The following is a 16679-nucleotide window of genomic DNA, read 5'->3' as shown; positions in this document are numbered from 1 at the left end:
CTCTCCTCGGTCCCTCCCGCGCGGGGCACCCGGATGCGCGGATTTTCTTACCGTCGGCAATTACCTTAGGTCATTAGTTTGACTAAGGACAGCCGGGAGAGGACGAGCGGACGGGACGGCGGCACCGTACGCACCGCACCGCGGCGGCACCCGTACGCACCGCACCGGGGCGGGCTCGTAGGGCACCGCCGCAGCGCCGCATACGACCCGCGCCGCCACGGTTCAGGGCAGGGTCAGCACCCGCGGCCCCTCGTCCGTAACGGCGACGGTGTGCTCGATGTGCGCGGCACGGCTGCCGTCGACGGTGCGCAGGGTCCAGCCGTCGGCGTCGGTGACGTACTCGTCGCGCCCGCCGGACATCAGCATCGGCTCGATCGCCAGGGTGAGGCCGTGCCGCAGCGGGAATCCCCGGCCGGGGCGGCCTCGCCCGGGCACGTGCGGGTCCTCGTGCATCTGCCGCCCGATGCCGTGGCCGCCGAAGTCCGCGGGCATGCCGCAGCCGGCGGCGCGGGCCACCCCTCCGGTCGCGTGGCCGATGTCGCCGATCCGGTTGCCGACCACGGCGGCGGCGATCCCGGCGTCGAGCGCCCGTTGGGTGGCGTCGATGAGCGCGACGTCCTCGGGGCGGGGGGTGCCGACGATGAAGCTGATCGCCGAGTCGCCGGTCCAGCCGTCCAGCGTGGCGCCGCAGTCGATGCTGACCAGGTCGCCGTCGCACAGCCGGTAGTCGTCCGGGATGCCGTGCACGATGGCGTCGTTGACCGAGGCGCAGATCACCGCGGGGAACGGCACGGGCGCGAAGGACGGCCGGTAGCCGAGGAAGGGCGAACTCGCGCCCGCCGCGGCCAGGACCGCGCGGGCGGCCTCGTCCAGCTCGGTGAGCGAGACGCCGACCGCGGCGGCCGAGCGCGCGGCGCCCAGCGCGTTGGCGACCACCCGCCCCGCCTCGCGCATCGCGTCCAGCGCCGCGGCCGTCTTGATCTCGACCATGGAAATCTACCCCATTCTCATACCGGATAACTATCCCGGTATTAGTATCACGTCCATGGTGCGAACTCCCCTCACCCCCGAAGAGCGGGCCCGCGGCGAACGTCTCGGCGCCCTGCTGCGCACAGCCCGCGGCGACCGCAGCATGACCGCCGTCGCGGCGGCCGCCGGCATCTCCGCGGAGACGCTGCGCAAGATCGAGACCGGTCGCGCTCCCACCCCGGCCTTCTTCACGATCACCGCCCTCGCCGGCGCCCTCGGCCTGTCCGCCGACCGGCTGGCCGCCGAGTGCGCCGACCCCGAGCCGCACGCCCTGAGCGCGTAGGAACCCGGACGACCGGGCCCGCGCGGGGACGCTCCGCCCGCCCCACCGAACCCCACCCAGCCCCGACGACCCAGGGAGGCCCCGTGTCCGGGTACCTCGCCGTGCTGACCACGACCGACAGCGCCGAGCGCGCCGAGCAACTGGCGCGGGCCGCGGTCGAGGCACGCGCCGCGGCCTGCGCGCAGATCGACGGCCCGATCCGCTCCGTGTACCGGTGGGAGGGCGCGGTCCAGGCCGAGCAGGAGTGGCGGGTACTGCTGAAGACCACCGCCGAGCGGTACGACGCGCTCGAAGCGGTGCTCACCGCCGCCCACACCTACGACACCCCGGAGATCATCGCGGTGCCGATCGAGAGGGGCGGCACGCCCTACCTGGCATGGCTCGACGCGGAGACGGCCGCGGGCTGATCCGCGGCCGGCGCGCGTCCGTTCCGCTGTGCGCGGTACGGCTCCGCCCCGGCCGTACACGCGACCGCCCACACGACCGCCCGCCCGCGCCGCCCGGGGGGAGCCGGTCGGTACGGGCGGGCGGCGGGTCGGAGGAGCAGCGCGGGTCGGAGGAGCAGCGCGGGCTGGGGGGCAGCGCGGGCCGTAGGAGCAGGTCAGGTCGGAGGAGCGGCTCAGGTCGGAGGAGCAGTTCAGGTCGGAGGAGCAGCGCGGCTGGGACGAACGGCAGGCGCACCGCGCCGGATGACCGGCACGGGCCTCACGCCGCCGCGGCGGCCTCCGCCACCTGCTCGGCGGTCGGCGCCAGCCGCGGCGACATCGCGGTGACCACGATCGCCACCACCATGAAGGCCGCCGCGACCACCAGTCCGCGGTGGAACCCGGCCACCAGCGCGTCACTGGGCGAACTGCCGTGTGCCAGGGCGGAGGTGGACTTCGAGGTGGACAGCGTGGAGACCACCGCGAGCCCGAGCGCGCCGCCGACCTGGTTGAAGGCGGTGACCACACCCGAGGCGGCCCCGGCCTCGTGGGCGGAGACGTCGGCGACCGCGGCGATCTGCGCGGGCACCGCCACCGAGGTGATGCCGGCACCGAACAGCAGCAGCCCGGGCAGGAGTTGGCCGGCGTACGACCCCTCGGCGCCGGCCGTGGTGAGCAGCAGCAGCCCGGCGGTGCTCATCAGCGCGCCGCCGATCTGCACCGGGCGGGTGCCGAACCGGGTGACCAGCGGGGTGGCCGCGACCGCGCCGAAGATCGCGGTGCCGCCCATCGGCAGGAACTCGACCCCGGCGTGCAGCGCACTGCCGTGCCTGACCTGCTGGAGGAAGATCGCGGTGAGGAAGAACATCGACAGGAAGCCGGCGCCGTTGAGCGCCAGCGCGCCGCCGGCCGTGCTCAGCGCGCGGGAGCGCAGCAGCCGCAGCGGTACGAGCGGCGCCGCCGCGCGGGCCTCGACCAGCACGAAGCCGACCAGCATGGCGACCCCGGCCACCAGGCAGCCGATCACCTCGAAGGACGACCAGCCGACCGGCTCGGCGCGCACCACGCCGTAGACGACCGCGAGCAGGCCGCCGGTGCCCAGCAGCGCGCCCGGCAGGTCGAACGACCGGGCGCCGGCGCGCGGCGGGAAGTGCCGGACGAACAGCGGAGCGGCGATCACCAGGCCGACCACGATCGGCACGTTGACGATGAAGACCCAGCGCCAACTGAACGAGTCGACCAGCACGCCGCCGGCCACCACGCCGAGGGTGCCGCCGAGACCGGCGAGCCCGCCCCAGATGCCCATCGCGATGTTGCGGCGGCGGCCGTGCTCGAACGTCACGGTGAGGATGGACAGCGCGGCCGGGGAGAGCATCGCGCCGCCCAGTCCCTGGACCGCGCGGGCGGCTATCAGCAGACCGGGCGAGCCGGCAAGGCCGCCGGCGAGCGAGGTGGCGCCGAACAGGACGAGTCCGGCGACGAAGACCCGCCGGGCGCCGAGCAGGTCGGCCGCGCGCCCGCCGAGGAGCAGGAAGCCGCCGAAGAGCAGGGTGTAACCGCTGATCACCCATTGCAGGCCGTCGGTACTGAAGCCGAGGTCGGACTGGATGTCGGGCAGCGCGACGTTCACGATCGTCACGTCGAGCACCACGATGAACTGGGCGAGGGCCAGCACGGTGAGCGTGGCCCAGGGACTGCGTCGCATGACGTCTCCGCAGGTGACTGGTGGTGGCTGATCCGGGCAGGCCGGAAAGGACGCACACGCCAGGATGTGTACGGCGTATGCTTACGGAGTCACCATACAGGGAATGTGTACGTTGTAAACGTCGGGTGGGCCGCGGCGACGGAGGGAGCCGGAGCGACGGGGGAGCCGGAGCGGCCGGAGAAGCCGAAGCGGCGGGGGATCGCGGGTGCCGGGCCTGCGTACGATGGACACCACCGAGCTGATCGGAAGGCGAGAGATGGCCGCGCACAAGCGACTCAACCGCGACGAGCTGATCGCGACGGCCCTGGCCGTGACCGACGCGGACGGCCTGGACGCCGTGACGATCCGCCGGGTCGCCCAGCAGCACGACGTGACGCCGATGGCCCTCTACCGGCACTTCCCGGACAAGGACGGCCTGCTCGACGCCGTTGCGGAGAGCCTGCTCGCGTCGGTCGAGCTGCCGCCGCCGGACGACCGGCCCTGGTACGCGCAGTTGGAGGACGTGCTGGCCGCGGTGCTGGAGGCGCTGGTGCCGCATCCGAACGCCGCCATGCTGCTGCTCACCCGGATCACCGGGAGCGAGCCGGGCCTCGACCTCACCGAGCGGGTGCTCATGCACCTCGACGCCGGCGGCATGGATGTCCAGCAGTCCGCGGACAGCGCCTGCCACGTCCTGGCGTCACTGATCACCCTGGTGATCGGCGAGCCCGGGAAGGCGTCGGGCGACAGCGAGGAGCAGGAGGCGGCGGTCCGCACCGAGCGGGCCCGGCTCGGCGCGCTCTCGCCGCGCCGCTACCCCCGCATCGTGGCCGCCGCCGCGCCCCTGACGGCGTGTGTGAGCGCCGAGTTGTACTACCGGCGCGGGGTCCAACTGATCGTCACGGGCCTGCGCGGCCTCCAGAGCGTGTCCCTGCCGGCAGCCGGATAGGCGTGCCGGCCCGGGACGCCCTGAAGTCCGCCGGTCCGCGAGGGGTGGGGCGGGTGACGCGACGTCAGAGCTTGAAGATCGAGAGGTACTTCACCTTGGTCTCGGCCACGAAGTCGTTGTGCTCCGAGCCCACCGCGGCCGCGAAGAGGCCGCCGGCGGTGATCGTGTGGCCCTGGTTGCTGACCCGGCCCTCGATCAGGTAGAAGAACTCGGTGTTCTCGTGGATGTGCGGGTCGGTGCGGTAGCCGGGCTCGGCCTCGACCACGGCCACGTGGTAGCCGTCGGCGCGGGCCGCGATCTTCGCCCGGGCCCTGCCGTCCGTGCCCCAGGGAATCCATTCGGTGCCGGCGAGTTCGCCGTCGTGGGCGATGTCCCAGCCCTTGGGCAGATCGGTCATCGTCTCCTCTTTCCCGCGTGTGATGTGCCCGGTCTCGTACGGTGGTTCGGCGGCTCGCTGTCCCAACGGACCTGTCAACATTGACAGGTGGGACTTTACCGTGCGGCCGCGCCCGAGCGCGCGCCCGCGCGGCCGTTCACCCGATCCGACGGAAGGAGCGTGGAGCACGATGTCGCTGCGCATGGCGCTGCTGGGCCTGCTGGCCTCTCGCGGCCCCTCCAGCGGATACGCGCTCACCCGGGACTTCGCCGGGTCGCTGAGCCACGTCTGGGCGGCGCGACACAGCCAGGTCTACCCGGAGTTGGCCCGCATGTTCGAAGCCGGCCTGATCGGCGTGGAGGACACCGGACCGCGCGGCCGCAAGCGCTACTACGTCACCGGGTCCGGCCGCGAGGAACTGCGGTGCTGGCTCACCGGGGTCGAGCCGAGCCGCACCGTGCGCAGCGAAGTCGCGCTGCGCGCCTTCCTGTTGCCCACGCTCGGCCCGGAGGTCGCCGCCGGCCTGGCCAGGGCCGAGGAGCGGTTCCACCGCGAACGGGCCGAGGAGATCGGCCGGTTGCGCGACCTGGCGTCCGCCGGCGGCGGTTCCGGGTTCGGCGCCTACGCGGCCGAGCTCGGCGTGCGCCTGTCCGCCGCCACCGCCGAGTGGGCGCGCTGGGCCGCCGAACAACTCGAAGCCGACGCCCGGGCGGAAGCAGCAGCCGCCACCACCCCCGCCGAGGACGAGCCCGACCACGCGTCCGACGGTCACGCCGCCCGTACCCCTCCCGACCGGACCTCACCCGCCCGCACCGCTCCCGACAGCACCGCCGGCGACAGCGCCGCCTCCTGCGCCGACCCGAACCCCCGGGCGCCGCAGGCGCCTTCCGCCCCAGCCGACAGGGCCCCGAACGACGCCGCACCCCCTGCCCGGACCCGCGCTCCCGGGGCCCCTCCCCCGCCCGCGTGACGCGCTCCGTGACCGGTCCCACCACAACGGGTACCGAGAATTAACTCCGAATACCTTCTGCGGCCAGATCTACGCGCGTATCTTGAGCGCGTTCGCGCGTGTCTCCTCCTCCCTCTCCGGGGGCGGTGCGCCCGCGGCACCGTAAATCGCCCACCGCACAAAGGAGATCCACTCCGGTGTCGCACTCCCCTGAGGGCGCGTCGCGCCCCGCGAGACCCGGTACGAGCGGGCAGGCCGCGCAGGCCGGGTCCGCAACGCCCCCGCCGCGCCCGGCCCTGCTGCGCAAGCGGGTCCTGCCGTTCGGCATAGCCGGTGCCGTGGTCCTGGCGGGCATCGGCGTCCACTCCGCCTTCGCCACGCCGTCCGCCGACGCCGTGGTGGCCGAGGTGTACGGCGGTGGCGGCAACGCCGGCGCCACGTACACCAACGACTTCGTCGAGCTGGCCAACTCCGGTGCCTCAGCGCTGGACCTGAGCGACTACAGCATCCAGTACCTGTCGGGGGCGCCGACCGCGACCTCCAAGTGGCAGGCCACCCCGCTGACCGGCTCGCTCGCCGCGGGCGGCCGCTACCTGGTCGGCGAGGTCGCCGGCACCGGCGGCAGCACCGCGCTGCCGACGCCGGACGCGACCGGCACCATCGCGATGTCCGCCACCTCCGGCACCATCGCCCTGGTGCAGGGCACGGACGCGCTGACCTGCGTGACGGCAGCCGACTGCGCCGCGGACTCGCGGGTGAAGGACCTCGTCGGCTTCGGCACGGCCGTGGTGCACGAGGGCAGCGGCCCGGCCGCCGGGGCGAGCAACACCGCGTCGGTGGCGCGCGGTTCCGCGCTGGCCGACACCGACGACAACGCGGCCGACTTCACCGCCGGCGACCCGACCCCGCAGAACGCCGCGGGCACCGGCGGCAGCGGCCCGACGCCGCCGCCGACCAGCCCGCCCACCTCGCCGCCGACCTCGCCGCCGGCCGCGGTGAAGATCCACGACATCCAGGGGGACACCCGGGTGTCGCCGTACGAGGGCAAGGCGGTCAGCGGCGCCACCGGCATCGTCACCGGCGTGCGCGCCTACGGTTCCTCGCAGGGCTTCTGGTTCCAGGACCCGCACCCGGACAGCGACCCGCGCACCAGCGAGGGCGTCTTCGTCTACACCGGCTCCACTCCCACGGTCTCCGTCGGCGACAGCGTCTCCGTCGCCGGTACGGTCTCGGACTACTACCCCGGGGGGACCACCGTCGGCGGACAGGCCGTCACGGAGATCACCAAGCCCACGGTGACCACGGTCTCCAGCGGCAACCCGGTGCCCGCCCCGGTGGTGCTGGACGACAAGGAGGTGCCGGACTCCTTCGCGCCCAGCGCGGGCGGCGGTTCCATCGAGAGCCTCCCCCTGCGCCCGTCCGAATACGCGCTCGATTTGTACGCTTCCCTCGAAGGGATGAACGTCCAGATCGGCAGCAGCCGGGTGGTCGGCGCCACCGACCCGTACTCCGAGCTGTGGGTCACGGTGAAGCCGAAGCAGAACCCGACCAAGCGCGGCGGCACCCTCTACACGGGCTACGACGCGCCCAACTCCGGCCGCCTGATGGTGCAGTCGCTCATCCCGACCTCCACCTCGGCGTTCCCGACCGCCGACGTCGGCGACACGCTGAAGGGCACCACCACCGGCCCGCTGGACTACAACCAGTTCGGCGGCACGTACGCGATCCAGGCGCGCACCCTCGGGACCGTCAAGAGCGGCGGGATCACGCCCGAGGTGACCGCCAAGGCGTCGTCGAGCCAGGCCACCATCGCCACGTACAACGTGGAGAACCTGGCGCCCGACAACGCGCAGTCGAAGTTCGACGCCCTGGCCAAGGGCCTGGTCACCAACCTGCGGTCGCCCGACGTGGTGGCGCTGGAGGAGATCCAGGACAACGACGGCGCCACGGACGACGGCGTGGTCGCCGCCGACCAGACGCTGACGAAGCTCACCGCCGCGATCGCCGCCGCGGGCGGCCCGCACTACCAGTGGCGGGAGATCGACCCGGTCAACGACAAGGACGGCGGCGAGCCCGGCGGCAACATCCGCTCGGTGTTCCTCTTCAACCCCGACCGGGTGAGCTTCGTCGACCGCGCCGGCGGTGACGCGACGACCGCCGTCGGCATCACCGGCAAGGGCGACGCGACCCAACTCACCGCCTCCCCCGGCCGGATCGCGCCGAACGACCCCGCCTGGGACAGCAGCCGCAAGCCGCTGGCGGCGGAGTTCACCTTCCGCGGCAAGAAGCTGTTCGTGATCGCGAACCACTTCGACAGCAAGGGCGGCGACCAGGGCATCGACAGCCGCTTCCAGCCGCCGGTGCGCAGTTCCGAGGTGCAGCGGGTGCGCCAGGCGATCCTGGAGCACGACTTCGTGGCGCAGTTGGAGGCCGCCGACCCGAAGGCCGACGTCGTCGTCCTGGGCGACCTCAACGACTACCAGTTCTCGCCCGCGGTGACCTCGCTCACCGACAACGGCAAGACGCTGACCGACCTGGTCAACACCCTCCCGGCGGCGGAGCGCTACTCCTACGTCTACGAGGGCAACTCGCAGGTGCTCGACCACATCCTGGTCAGCCCCGACCTCGACAAGCGGGTGGACTACGACGTGGTCCACATCAACTCCGAGTTCGCCGACCAGACGAGCGACCACGACCCGCAGATCGTGCGGCTGAAGCCGTAACCACCCTGCGAGGCACGGCCTGTTGACGGCCGGCGGTGGCACCTTCCGTTGCCACCGCCGGCCGTCACGTCTTCCGCGGGGGCGGCCCGCGGCGGCGTGCCGTCAGTCGTCGCGCCCTCAGTCGTCGTGCCGCACGAAGAGCGCGGCCGCGTCCGCCACGAGCGCGTCGATCCGGTCCAGGGGCACCCTGCGGGAGGTCACCAGCGCGGCGATGCCCTGGAAGGTGGCCAGGACGATCAGCACCAGGCGGCCCGGGTCGCCTGGCGCGAGACAGCCCGACGCGTGGCCTCGGCGGATCAGCTCGTCGAGCAGGACGTACGGCCGCTCCGGCGTCTTGGCGTCCGCCCCCTCGTCCTTCCTGACCGCCATCATCAGCTCCAGCAGCGCGGCGTCCTCGACCGCGAAGCGGACGTAGCCCGTCGCCACCGCGCGCAACTGCGCCTCGAAGCCGGCCCGGCCCACGGTGCCGCCCTCCTCCGCGCCGGCTTCCTCCGCACCGTCCTCCTCCGCACCGGCCTCCCCCGCACCGGCAGCGCCACGCGCCCCCGTCCGCCCCGACGCGTCGACCGCGGCGGCGATCTCCGCGCCGAGCCGGGCGAACCCGACCTCCGCGAGCGCGTCGAGCAGCGCCTGCCGGTCGCGGAAGTGCCGGCTGGGGGCGGCATGGCTGACCCCGACCTGGCGGGCGAGGTCGCGCAGCGAGATCTGCTCGGCCCCGCTCTCGCGGAGCGTGCGCTCGGCCGCCGCGAGCAGGGCGGCGCGCAGGTGTCCATGGTGGTACGGGCGGTCCGGCATGCCGCCAGCATACGCCGATGTTGTCATTGACATCATTGTAGGCAGTGACTACTTTTGCCGTCATGACGACATTCACTGCTGCCGACGTGCCCGACCTCACCGGACGAACGGCGATCGTGACGGGGGCGAACAGCGGCGTCGGGCTGGCCACCACCCGTGCCCTCGCGGCGGCCGGCGCCCACGTCGTCCTCGCCGTGCGCGACGTCGGGAAGGGCCGCGCCGCCGCGGAGCACCTCCCCGGCACGACCGAGGTCCGCGCGCTGGACCTCGCCGACCTCGCGTCCGTACGGGACTTCGCCGCGCACTGGGAGGGGCCGGTCGACCTCCTGGTCAACAACGCCGCCGCGCCGCCCCCGTCCGAACTCCGGCACACCGCCGACGGGTTCGAGTTGCAGTTCGGCACCGGCCACCTCGGCCACTTCGCCCTCACCACCCTGCTCCTCGAACACCTCACCGGCCGCGTGGTGACGGTGGCCTCGCAGGCCGAGCGGTTCGCCCGCCTCGACCTCGCCGGACTCGACGCCCTGGAGGCGATGAACCGCGGCCCGCGGCCGGGGGACCCTGCGACGGCCACGCCGTACCGGTCGTCGCGCGTCTACGGCCAGGTCAAGCTGGCGAACCTCCTGTTCACCGCGGAACTGCAACGGCGCCTGACGGCCGCCGGTTCGGATGTGCGGGCCCACGCGGCGCACCCCGGCTACGTCGACACCGCGATCTACCGCGAGAACGGCCCCGTCTCCAGGGTCATGGTGCGGCTGCTGGCGCAGAGCCCCGAACAGGGCGCGCTTCCCGTGCTGTTCGCGGCCGTCGCCGACCTGCCCGGGAACAGCTTCACCGGTCCGCGCCACCTCGCGCACATGCGCGGGTCCGCCGAGCCGATCCCCCGCTCCGCGGCCGCGCAGGACGCCGAACTCGCCCGCCGGCTGTGGACGATGTCGGAGCGGCTGACCGGAGTGGCCTGGCCGGCGGGTTCCGCCCGGACCGGCTCCCCCGCGTGAGGCGGCCGACAGGGCAAGCTGGGAGGCGACCGACCGGCACCGTACGAAGGCTTCGAAGATGACCCCACCGCAACAGCACCCGGCCCGGCCCATCGGCGGGCCGCCGACCGCACCCGGGCCCGGGCCCGTCGACCACGAGCTGATCCGGGCGGCGGCCGAGGTCGCGGCCACGGCCTGCCGGGGCGACAACCACACCGTGGCCGCGGCGGCCCGCGCCCGGGACGGCCGCATCGTCACCGCGGTGAACGTCTACCACTTCACCGGCGGCCCCTGCGCCGAGCTGGTCGCGATCGGCGCGGCGGCCACCTCGGGCGTCGACGACCTCGTCACGATGGTCGCGGTGGGCGACCGCGACCGCGGGGTCGTGCCGCCGTGCGGCCGCTGCCGGCAGGTACTGCTCGACTACTTCCCCGCGCTCCGTGTCATCGTCGGCGCCGGGGACCGCCTGCGGGCCGTCCCGGTCGCCGAACTGCTCCCCGAGAGCTACGTCTGGGCCGACCACCAGCTCGACGCGGACCAAGGCGGGGGCGAGCAGCCGGAGTTACGATCGAACGGTGACGCGTAGCAGAGCCGCGACCCGTCGTCTCGCCGTCGGCGACGCCACGTTCCTGTGGTCGGTGCGGCACCGGCACGAGGGCGAGGCAGGCCGGTGGACGGACTGCCGGGAAGTGCTGCGCCTGCGCCGACTCGGCACGCACGGGCACCTGTTGATCGTCTTCCGCGGCGGCCCCGGGCGGATGATCGCCGACGGCTACGCCCCCTCCGGCGCCGTCGGCACCGGGGGCGGCGCCTGGTTGAACCTCCACGAACCCGGCACCGTGCGGGCGTTCCTCGACGAGGCCACCGCGCGCGGCTGGGACCCGAGCGCCCCGGCGGCCCGGCAGTTCGACGGCTGGGAGCTGTTCACCGCCGCAGCCGCACGCAGATGAAGCACGGCGCCCGGTGCGGCCTGGCCGTACGCCACCGGGTCGATCCCCCTGGGCCGGGTCCCGCCGGGCCGCGGGCTCGACCGGCACGATCCGCCGGACAGGCGCCGGGGGCTACGCGGACTCCAGGATCTCCCGGAGGCGGTCGAGGTCGGCGGCGACCGTGTCGGCGTCGCGCTCGAAGTCGGCGTCGCTCGTCCCGGGTTGCCGGCGCAGCGTGAAGACCACCTCGCTCCCCGAGCCGTCGGGGATCACCCGGACCGGGTTGTGGAAGGTCTCCCCCGAGGGCAGCGTCACGTCGTGGTCGAGCACGCCGAGGTCGTTGCGCGGGACGAACGCCACCTCGACCCGCCCCATGGGGGACGACTCCGCCACCCACCGGCCGTCGATCCGCGTGATCGAACCGCCGAGCCCCCGCGCCCACGCGGGGAGGTTCGCCGGGTCCGACGCGTAGGCGTAGACCTCCTCGACGGTGCGGTCGACATGGACGCTCAGGTGGCGCGATGCGCTGCCGGCACTCTTCATGGCGCCGATGCTAGTCCCGGCGACCGGCGGGGCCGCGGGAATGCGGTGGCGCGCCCGGGCCGCGTCGGGACAGGATCGCCCGATGACCCATCTCGGGCTGGTGACCTTGGTCGTGCGCGACTACGACGAGGCCATCGCCTTCTACCGGGACGCGCTCGGTTTCGCCCTGCTGGAGGACACCCGCGTCGACGACGGGAAGCGGTGGGTGGTGGTCGCCCCGCCGGGGCCCGTGAGACGGCCGTTCTCCTGGCCAGGGCCGCGAGCGGCGCGCAGGCGGCCCGCATCGGGGACCAGACCGGCGGCCGGGTCGGCTGGTTCCTGCACACCGACGCGTTCGACCACGACCACGCGCGCATGCGGGCGGCCGGCGTCGTGTTCGAGGAGGCGCCCCGGCGGGAGCCCTACGGCACCGTGGCCGTCTTCCGGGACCCGTACGGCAACCGCTGGGACCTGATCCAGCCGAACCGGCCCACCGGGAGCGGCCGGTAGCGGGCGGCATGGGCCGGGCCCGGCGGCCGGGCCGGCGGGGCCGGGGGGCCGGGGGGCCGCCCGGGCGAAACCACGCCGCCCCCGGAGGGGTGGGGCGGGAGTTGCGCAGGGTTTGTGTGGGACACGTCGGCTCCCGGGAACTCGGGTTGACTGCGGGAAACCAGGGCACTAGACCTCTTGTCTGACCGGGAGAGAGCGCTCTCACGGAGAGATGAACCCTGTACACGGTCCCCCACCCGGGCAGGAGAGCCGCATGCCGAACGCATGCCCGCAGCACGCGCGGGAGCGCCGCCGCAGACGGTGCCGCAGACGGCTCCGACCGCCGGCGGCGGGCCCCGCGCGCCGGGCACGGCGGACCGTGCCCGGCACGCTCCGTGAACTCCGCGCTCGCTCCGGCCACTTCGGCGCCGACGGGCGCCACCCCCCACACCATCCGATCGGGACAGGAGATCGCATGTCCAGCGGACAGCTACCAGAGCAGGAGATGGCGCCGGGCGCACCGGCCCCCACCGGCCGCGCGGCACGCCGCCGCAGGTCGAGGGTGCGGTTGGCGCTGACCGCGGTGGCCGTCGCCGCGCTGAGCCTCGCCGGGATGACCGCGGCGACGGGCACCGGGAGCGCGGCCTCCCCGACCGCGACCACCGCCGTCGCGCCCAGCGACGTGCCCGCGCCGCCGGCCGGCTTCACCACCACCTGGAGCGACGACTTCAACGGCGCCGCGAACACCGGCGTGCCCTCGTCGGACTGGAAGTACGACACCGGCCCGGGCAGCAACTTCGGCACCGGTGAGATCGAGACGATGACCGACAGCACGTCGAACGTCTATGAGGACGGCAGCGGCCACCTGGTGCTCAAGGCGCTGCACGACGGCTCGGACCCGGCCTCCGGCTGGACCTCGGGCCGGATCGAGACGCAGAGCGACAGCTTCGGCGCGCCCGCCGGCGGCGTGGTGATGATGCAGTCCTCGATCCAGCAGCCGGACCTGACCACGGCCAACGGCGCGGGCTACTGGCCGGCGTTCTGGATGCTCGGCTCGACGCTGCGCACCGGCACCACCTGGCCGACCTCCGGCGAGGTGGACATCCTGGAGGACATCAACGCCCGCAGCTCGGTCTTCGGCACGCTGCACTGCGGCACCAACCCGGGCGGCCCCTGCAACGAGTCGACCGGCATCGGCTCCGGCGAGCAGGCCTGCTCCGGCTGCCAGACCGGCTACCACACCTACGCCGTGCAGATCGACCGCTCGACCTCGCCCGAGCAGATCCGCTGGTACCTCGACGGCCAGAACTACTTCACCGTCAACTCCACGCAGGTGGACGCCACCACGTGGGCGAACGCCGTGGACCACCCGTTCTTCATCATCTACGACCTGGCGATGGGCGGCGGCTTCCCCGACGCGTTCGGCGGCGGCCCCAACGCCTCGACCGTGTCGGGCGGCCAGATGAACATCGACTACGTCGCGGTCTACAACAAGGCGCCGTAGGGCGCCGTTCCGGCGCCGAGAGCACCCCACCACACCGCGCACCGCACCGCACCGCACCGCACGACCCACGATGACCCACGGGTGGACCGGACTGACGAGTCCGGCCCACCCGTGCCACGTCCGCACCCCCCACGGCATAGCGCGGGGACGGGGCCACGGGTTCGCGGTCACACGGTCACACGGTCACACGGTCAGGACGATCTTTCCGGCCGCGTGTCCCCCCTCGCTCTCCCGCTGCGCGTCGGCCGCCCGGTCGAGCGGGTAGGCGCGGTGCACGGCGAGCCGGAGTCCTCCGCCCGCGAGCAGGGCGAACGCCTCCTCCACGGCGGGCCGGCTGCGGTCGGCGTCGCCGCCACCGGTGAACGCGACACCGGCCTCCTTCGCCGCGGCGGCGTCCGCGACGGTGACGACCCGCGCGGTGCCGCCGGTCAGCTCGACCGAGTCGGCGAGCGCGTCCGGCCGCCCGGCCAGGTCGAAGGCGGCGTCCACCCCGTCCGGCGCGACGGCCCGCACCCGCTCCACGAGCCCGTCGCCGTAGCGGACCGGTACGGCGCCGAGCGCGCGCAGCCGCTCGTGGTTGGCCTCGCTCGCGGTGCCGATCACCTTCAGGCCGCGGGCGACCGCGAACTGGACGGCGACGGAGCCGACCCCGCCGGCCGCGCCGTGCACGAGAAGGGTCTCACCGGGGTGCAGGTCGAGGCGCTCCAGCGCGCGGTAGGTGGTCTCGGCGGCCACCAGGAGGGCGGCCGCCCGGGGCCAGTCGAGGCCGGCCGGCTTCGGCAGGAGGGCGTCGGCGGCCGCGAGGGCCTGCTCGGCGTAGGCGCCGGAGGCGACCCGTCCGAAGACCTCGGCGCCGACCGCGAGGCCGGTGACCCCGGGGCCGACCGCCTCGACCACACCGGCCGCCTCGAAGCCGGGTACGTGGGGGAAGGACACCGGGAAGACCTGCCGCATGGCGCCCGACCGGATCTTGCTGTCGATCGGGTTCACTCCCGCGGCGCGCACGGCGATCCGCACCTGTCCGGGGCCCGGCTCGGGCAGGTCGAGGTCGATGGCGTGCAGCACGTCGGCGGTGCCGAACTCGGTGAAGGCGATGGCCTTGGTCATGGGGTCTCCCGTTCCTGGTGGATCGGCCGCATCGACGGCTCGTGGTGGTCGGCCTGCGGCGCTCGGGTCCGGTGGTCCCGCGCGTCAGCGGGTCGGCGGTGCAAGGTCACGTGGCGAGCATCCTCGGCCGGCCGGGCGCCGCCTCGCGCGCGGAGGCGGTGCCGACGGCCCACAGCGCGGGGCCGGCGCCCGGCACCGTGGCGGCGATGGCGGCCGCGACCCCGGTCACCCGCACCGGCGGGCGCGAGGCGGCGTCGGCGGCGTCGGCGGCGTCGCGGGCCGACGGGATCGCGGCGGCGCGCGGGTCGGGTCCGCCCGGCTGCGCCCGGAGGCCCCCGGCCGCCCCGCCGGCCCGCGAGGCAGCCGGCGTACGGACGCGGGCGGGCACGGGGACGGGGACTGCTGCCCGGGTGCGCGTGCGGGTGCCGGTGCGCGCGAAGACGTACCGCAGCAGCAGGAAGCGGGCGATGCCGGCGGCACCGGAGGCGGCGAGGTAGACACCCTGCCGCAGCAGGGCGCCGCCCCCGGTGTGCAGGGCGTCGTAGCCGAGCAGCGCGCCGGTGGTGAACAGGTACGACAGCAGGACGGTGAGACCGCTCGCGCAGTGGTCGCTCCAGCCGGCCCGGCCGCGCCGGAAGGTGAAGCGGGTGTGGAGTTCGGTGGCGAGCAGGGTGGTCACGACAGTGACGACGGCGTTGGCGGCGGCGACCGGCGCGCGGTGGCCGACCAGCAGCAGCGCGGCGCTGCCGAGCAGGGTGACGCCGCCGCCGAAGACCACGAACCGCAGGAAGGCCGGCACGGCGCGCACCGCCGCCGGGGCGGTGCCCGCCCCCGTTGCCGCCCTCGTGCCCGCCACAGGCTCTCCTCACGTCGCCGACCCGACCACCCGACCCTCTCGCGTCGGCGCGGCCCGGCCCATCCGGCACATCCCCGGGTCCCTGGGGGGGATCTCCCCACCACGGGATCAGGGATCGACCCTTACAGGATCTCACCAGTCACATAAGCATTCTCTATATGAAAAGGTCATGAGAGAGTTTAGCCATCATTTACAAGGTGGTGGCACATGTCACCCTTTCATCCCCAAGTAATATGCCCGGTTTGTGGCGAGTGACACGCTTGCCAAACTTGCTCTCGCACCCCGACCCGTGCCACAGTCGTAGACAACGGCCGCCGAGAACCACGGCTGAGCCGTTCCCGGACCGCCGCGGAACACCCCCCCTGCTTCGCGGCGATGTAGAAGAGGCCCCCCGCAGTCATCCCCCCCGACGCGCGGAGGGCCTCTTCCTTTCCCGCGCGCCCTCCCGCCTCCCGTTTCCCTCCGCGCACCCGCGTCAGATCCGGTCCATGACCCGCAGCTCGAACCACGTGGTCTTGCCGCGCGGCTGGAGATCGACCCCCCACCGGTCGGAGAGCTTGTCGACCAGCCACAGTCCGCGCCCGCTGGTGTCCATCTCGCGCACCGGCATCAGACACGGCAGCGCCCGTGACGGGTCCCGGACCTCGACCCGCAGCCACCCGCGCCGGCGCTGCATCCGCAGCCCGAACATCTGCGCACCGGTGTGCCGCACCGCGTTGCCGACCAGTTCCGAGACGAGCAGTTCCATGGTGTCGGCCAGGTGCGGCAGGCCCCACTTCCGCACCGCCGAGAGGGCCAGCCGGCGGGCGGTGGCGGCCGACTCCGGGCGTGAGCTGAGGCGGACCTCCTTGACCGAGGGGTCGCCCAGCAGCTCCAGCGCCCGGGCGGCCGCGGCGGCCGTGTCGTCGGGATCGTCGGGCTCCGCCGGGCCGTCCGCCGCCGCGGGCACCTCCGCGGGCAGCCGTGCGGGCCCGTCCGCGGGCGGTTCCGGGGCCAACAGCGGTGCCGCACCGACCGCGTGAGCCGCCTGCCGTGACTGCTCCGCACCGCCCCGTCCCGCCATGCCTTCATGATGGCCGTTA

The 16679-nt window shown here is 74.0% G+C and carries 17 protein-coding genes and 1 pseudogene; 10 read left to right on the top strand and 8 right to left on the bottom strand.

Features of this window, described 5'->3' with window-relative positions; translation table 11 throughout:
- Nucleotides 1-222: 222 nt before the first annotated feature.
- Complete coding sequence (gene map, locus RVR_RS26005; RefSeq protein ID WP_202236336.1) at nt 223-990, bottom strand: type I methionyl aminopeptidase; 768 nt, start codon at nt 988-990, stop codon at nt 223-225.
- A 55-nt stretch (nt 991-1045) separates the two neighbouring features.
- On the opposite strand from map, the gene RVR_RS26000 reads away from it, so the two are divergent.
- Both RVR_RS26000 and cutA read left to right on the top strand, forming a co-directional pair.
- A complete protein-coding gene (locus RVR_RS26000) occupies nt 1046-1312 on the top strand; it encodes a helix-turn-helix domain-containing protein (RefSeq protein ID WP_202236335.1) in 267 nt (88 codons plus the stop codon).
- Nucleotides 1313-1395: 83 nt separating this feature from the next.
- Nucleotides 1396-1719, top strand: coding sequence for a divalent-cation tolerance protein CutA (gene cutA, locus RVR_RS25995; RefSeq protein WP_202236334.1), 324 nt, complete (start codon nt 1396-1398; stop codon nt 1717-1719).
- 298 nt (nt 1720-2017) lie between these two features.
- Here cutA and RVR_RS25990 read toward each other — a convergent pair whose 3' ends face one another.
- The gene (locus RVR_RS25990; protein ID WP_202236333.1) at nt 2018-3442 is read right to left on the bottom strand and encodes an MFS transporter; all 1425 of its coding nucleotides are present in this window, start codon (nt 3440-3442) and stop codon (nt 2018-2020) included.
- Between the two features lie 205 nt (nt 3443-3647).
- Here RVR_RS25990 and RVR_RS25985 point away from each other — a divergent pair, with 205 nt between their 5' ends.
- The gene (locus RVR_RS25985) at nt 3648-4370 is read left to right on the top strand and encodes a TetR/AcrR family transcriptional regulator (RefSeq protein WP_202236332.1); all 723 of its coding nucleotides are present in this window, start codon (nt 3648-3650) and stop codon (nt 4368-4370) included.
- A 64-nt stretch (nt 4371-4434) separates the two neighbouring features.
- On the opposite strand, the gene RVR_RS25980 is transcribed toward RVR_RS25985, so the two are convergent.
- Nucleotides 4435-4767: a cupin domain-containing protein gene (locus RVR_RS25980; protein ID WP_202236331.1), complete on the bottom strand. Its 333-nt coding sequence runs from the start codon at nt 4765-4767 to the stop codon at nt 4435-4437.
- A gap of 169 nt (nt 4768-4936) precedes the next feature.
- Here RVR_RS25980 and RVR_RS25975 point away from each other — a divergent pair, with 169 nt between their 5' ends.
- Both RVR_RS25975 and RVR_RS25970 read left to right on the top strand, forming a co-directional pair.
- On the top strand, nt 4937-5716 hold the full coding sequence (locus RVR_RS25975; protein ID WP_237404963.1) for a PadR family transcriptional regulator: 780 nt from the start codon (nt 4937-4939) through the stop codon (nt 5714-5716).
- A gap of 275 nt (nt 5717-5991) precedes the next feature.
- On the top strand, nt 5992-8418 hold the full coding sequence (locus RVR_RS25970) for an endonuclease/exonuclease/phosphatase family protein (protein WP_202239176.1): 2427 nt from the start codon (nt 5992-5994) through the stop codon (nt 8416-8418).
- A 117-nt stretch (nt 8419-8535) separates the two neighbouring features.
- Here the strand turns inward: RVR_RS25970 and RVR_RS25965 are convergent, their stop codons facing one another.
- A complete protein-coding gene (locus RVR_RS25965; protein ID WP_202236330.1) occupies nt 8536-9213 on the bottom strand; it encodes a TetR/AcrR family transcriptional regulator in 678 nt (225 codons plus the stop codon).
- Nucleotides 9214-9275: 62 nt separating this feature from the next.
- Between RVR_RS25965 and RVR_RS25960 the strand changes: the two genes are divergently transcribed.
- The 3 genes from RVR_RS25960 to RVR_RS25950 are packed head-to-tail and all read left to right on the top strand — an operon-like array spanning nt 9276 to nt 11140.
- Nucleotides 9276-10211, top strand: coding sequence for an SDR family NAD(P)-dependent oxidoreductase (locus RVR_RS25960; RefSeq protein WP_202236329.1), 936 nt, complete (start codon nt 9276-9278; stop codon nt 10209-10211).
- A gap of 58 nt (nt 10212-10269) precedes the next feature.
- Nucleotides 10270-10776, top strand: coding sequence for a cytidine deaminase family protein (locus tag RVR_RS25955; RefSeq protein WP_202236328.1), 507 nt, complete (start codon nt 10270-10272; stop codon nt 10774-10776).
- The gene (locus RVR_RS25950; RefSeq protein ID WP_202236327.1) at nt 10766-11140 is read left to right on the top strand and encodes a hypothetical protein; all 375 of its coding nucleotides are present in this window, start codon (nt 10766-10768) and stop codon (nt 11138-11140) included. The genes RVR_RS25955 and RVR_RS25950 overlap by 11 nt, the downstream gene beginning before the upstream one ends.
- A 111-nt stretch (nt 11141-11251) precedes the next feature.
- Here RVR_RS25950 and RVR_RS25945 read toward each other — a convergent pair whose 3' ends face one another.
- Nucleotides 11252-11662 (bottom strand): SRPBCC family protein, encoded by a 411-nt coding sequence (locus RVR_RS25945; RefSeq protein WP_202236326.1) that lies wholly within the window; start codon nt 11660-11662, stop codon nt 11252-11254.
- An 82-nt stretch (nt 11663-11744) separates the two neighbouring features.
- Here RVR_RS25945 and RVR_RS25940 point away from each other — a divergent pair.
- Nucleotides 11745-12151: pseudogene (locus RVR_RS25940) on the top strand (VOC family protein).
- 454 nt (nt 12152-12605) lie between these two features.
- A complete protein-coding gene (locus RVR_RS25935; protein ID WP_237404962.1) occupies nt 12606-13634 on the top strand; it encodes a glycoside hydrolase family 16 protein in 1029 nt (342 codons plus the stop codon).
- Nucleotides 13635-13817: 183 nt separating this feature from the next.
- Here the strand turns inward: RVR_RS25935 and RVR_RS25930 are convergent, their stop codons facing one another.
- From RVR_RS25930 to RVR_RS25920, 3 genes are all read right to left on the bottom strand, one after another.
- Nucleotides 13818-14741, bottom strand: a complete 924-nt coding sequence (locus RVR_RS25930; RefSeq protein WP_202236325.1) for an NADP-dependent oxidoreductase — start codon at nt 14739-14741, stop codon at nt 13818-13820.
- Between the two features lie 106 nt (nt 14742-14847).
- On the bottom strand, nt 14848-15597 hold the full coding sequence (locus RVR_RS25925) for a hypothetical protein (RefSeq protein WP_202236324.1): 750 nt from the start codon (nt 15595-15597) through the stop codon (nt 14848-14850).
- A gap of 475 nt (nt 15598-16072) precedes the next feature.
- A complete protein-coding gene (locus tag RVR_RS25920) occupies nt 16073-16660 on the bottom strand; it encodes an ATP-binding protein (protein WP_202236323.1) in 588 nt (195 codons plus the stop codon).
- Nucleotides 16661-16679: the final 19 nt, after the last annotated feature.

Source organism: Streptomyces sp. SN-593, from assembly GCF_016756395.1.
In the GTDB taxonomy this organism is placed as follows: Bacteria; Actinomycetota; Actinomycetes; order Streptomycetales; family Streptomycetaceae; genus Actinacidiphila; species Actinacidiphila reveromycinica.
Note: the sequence above shows the minus strand (reverse complement) of the source record. Positions and strands in the feature narration are given on the sequence as shown.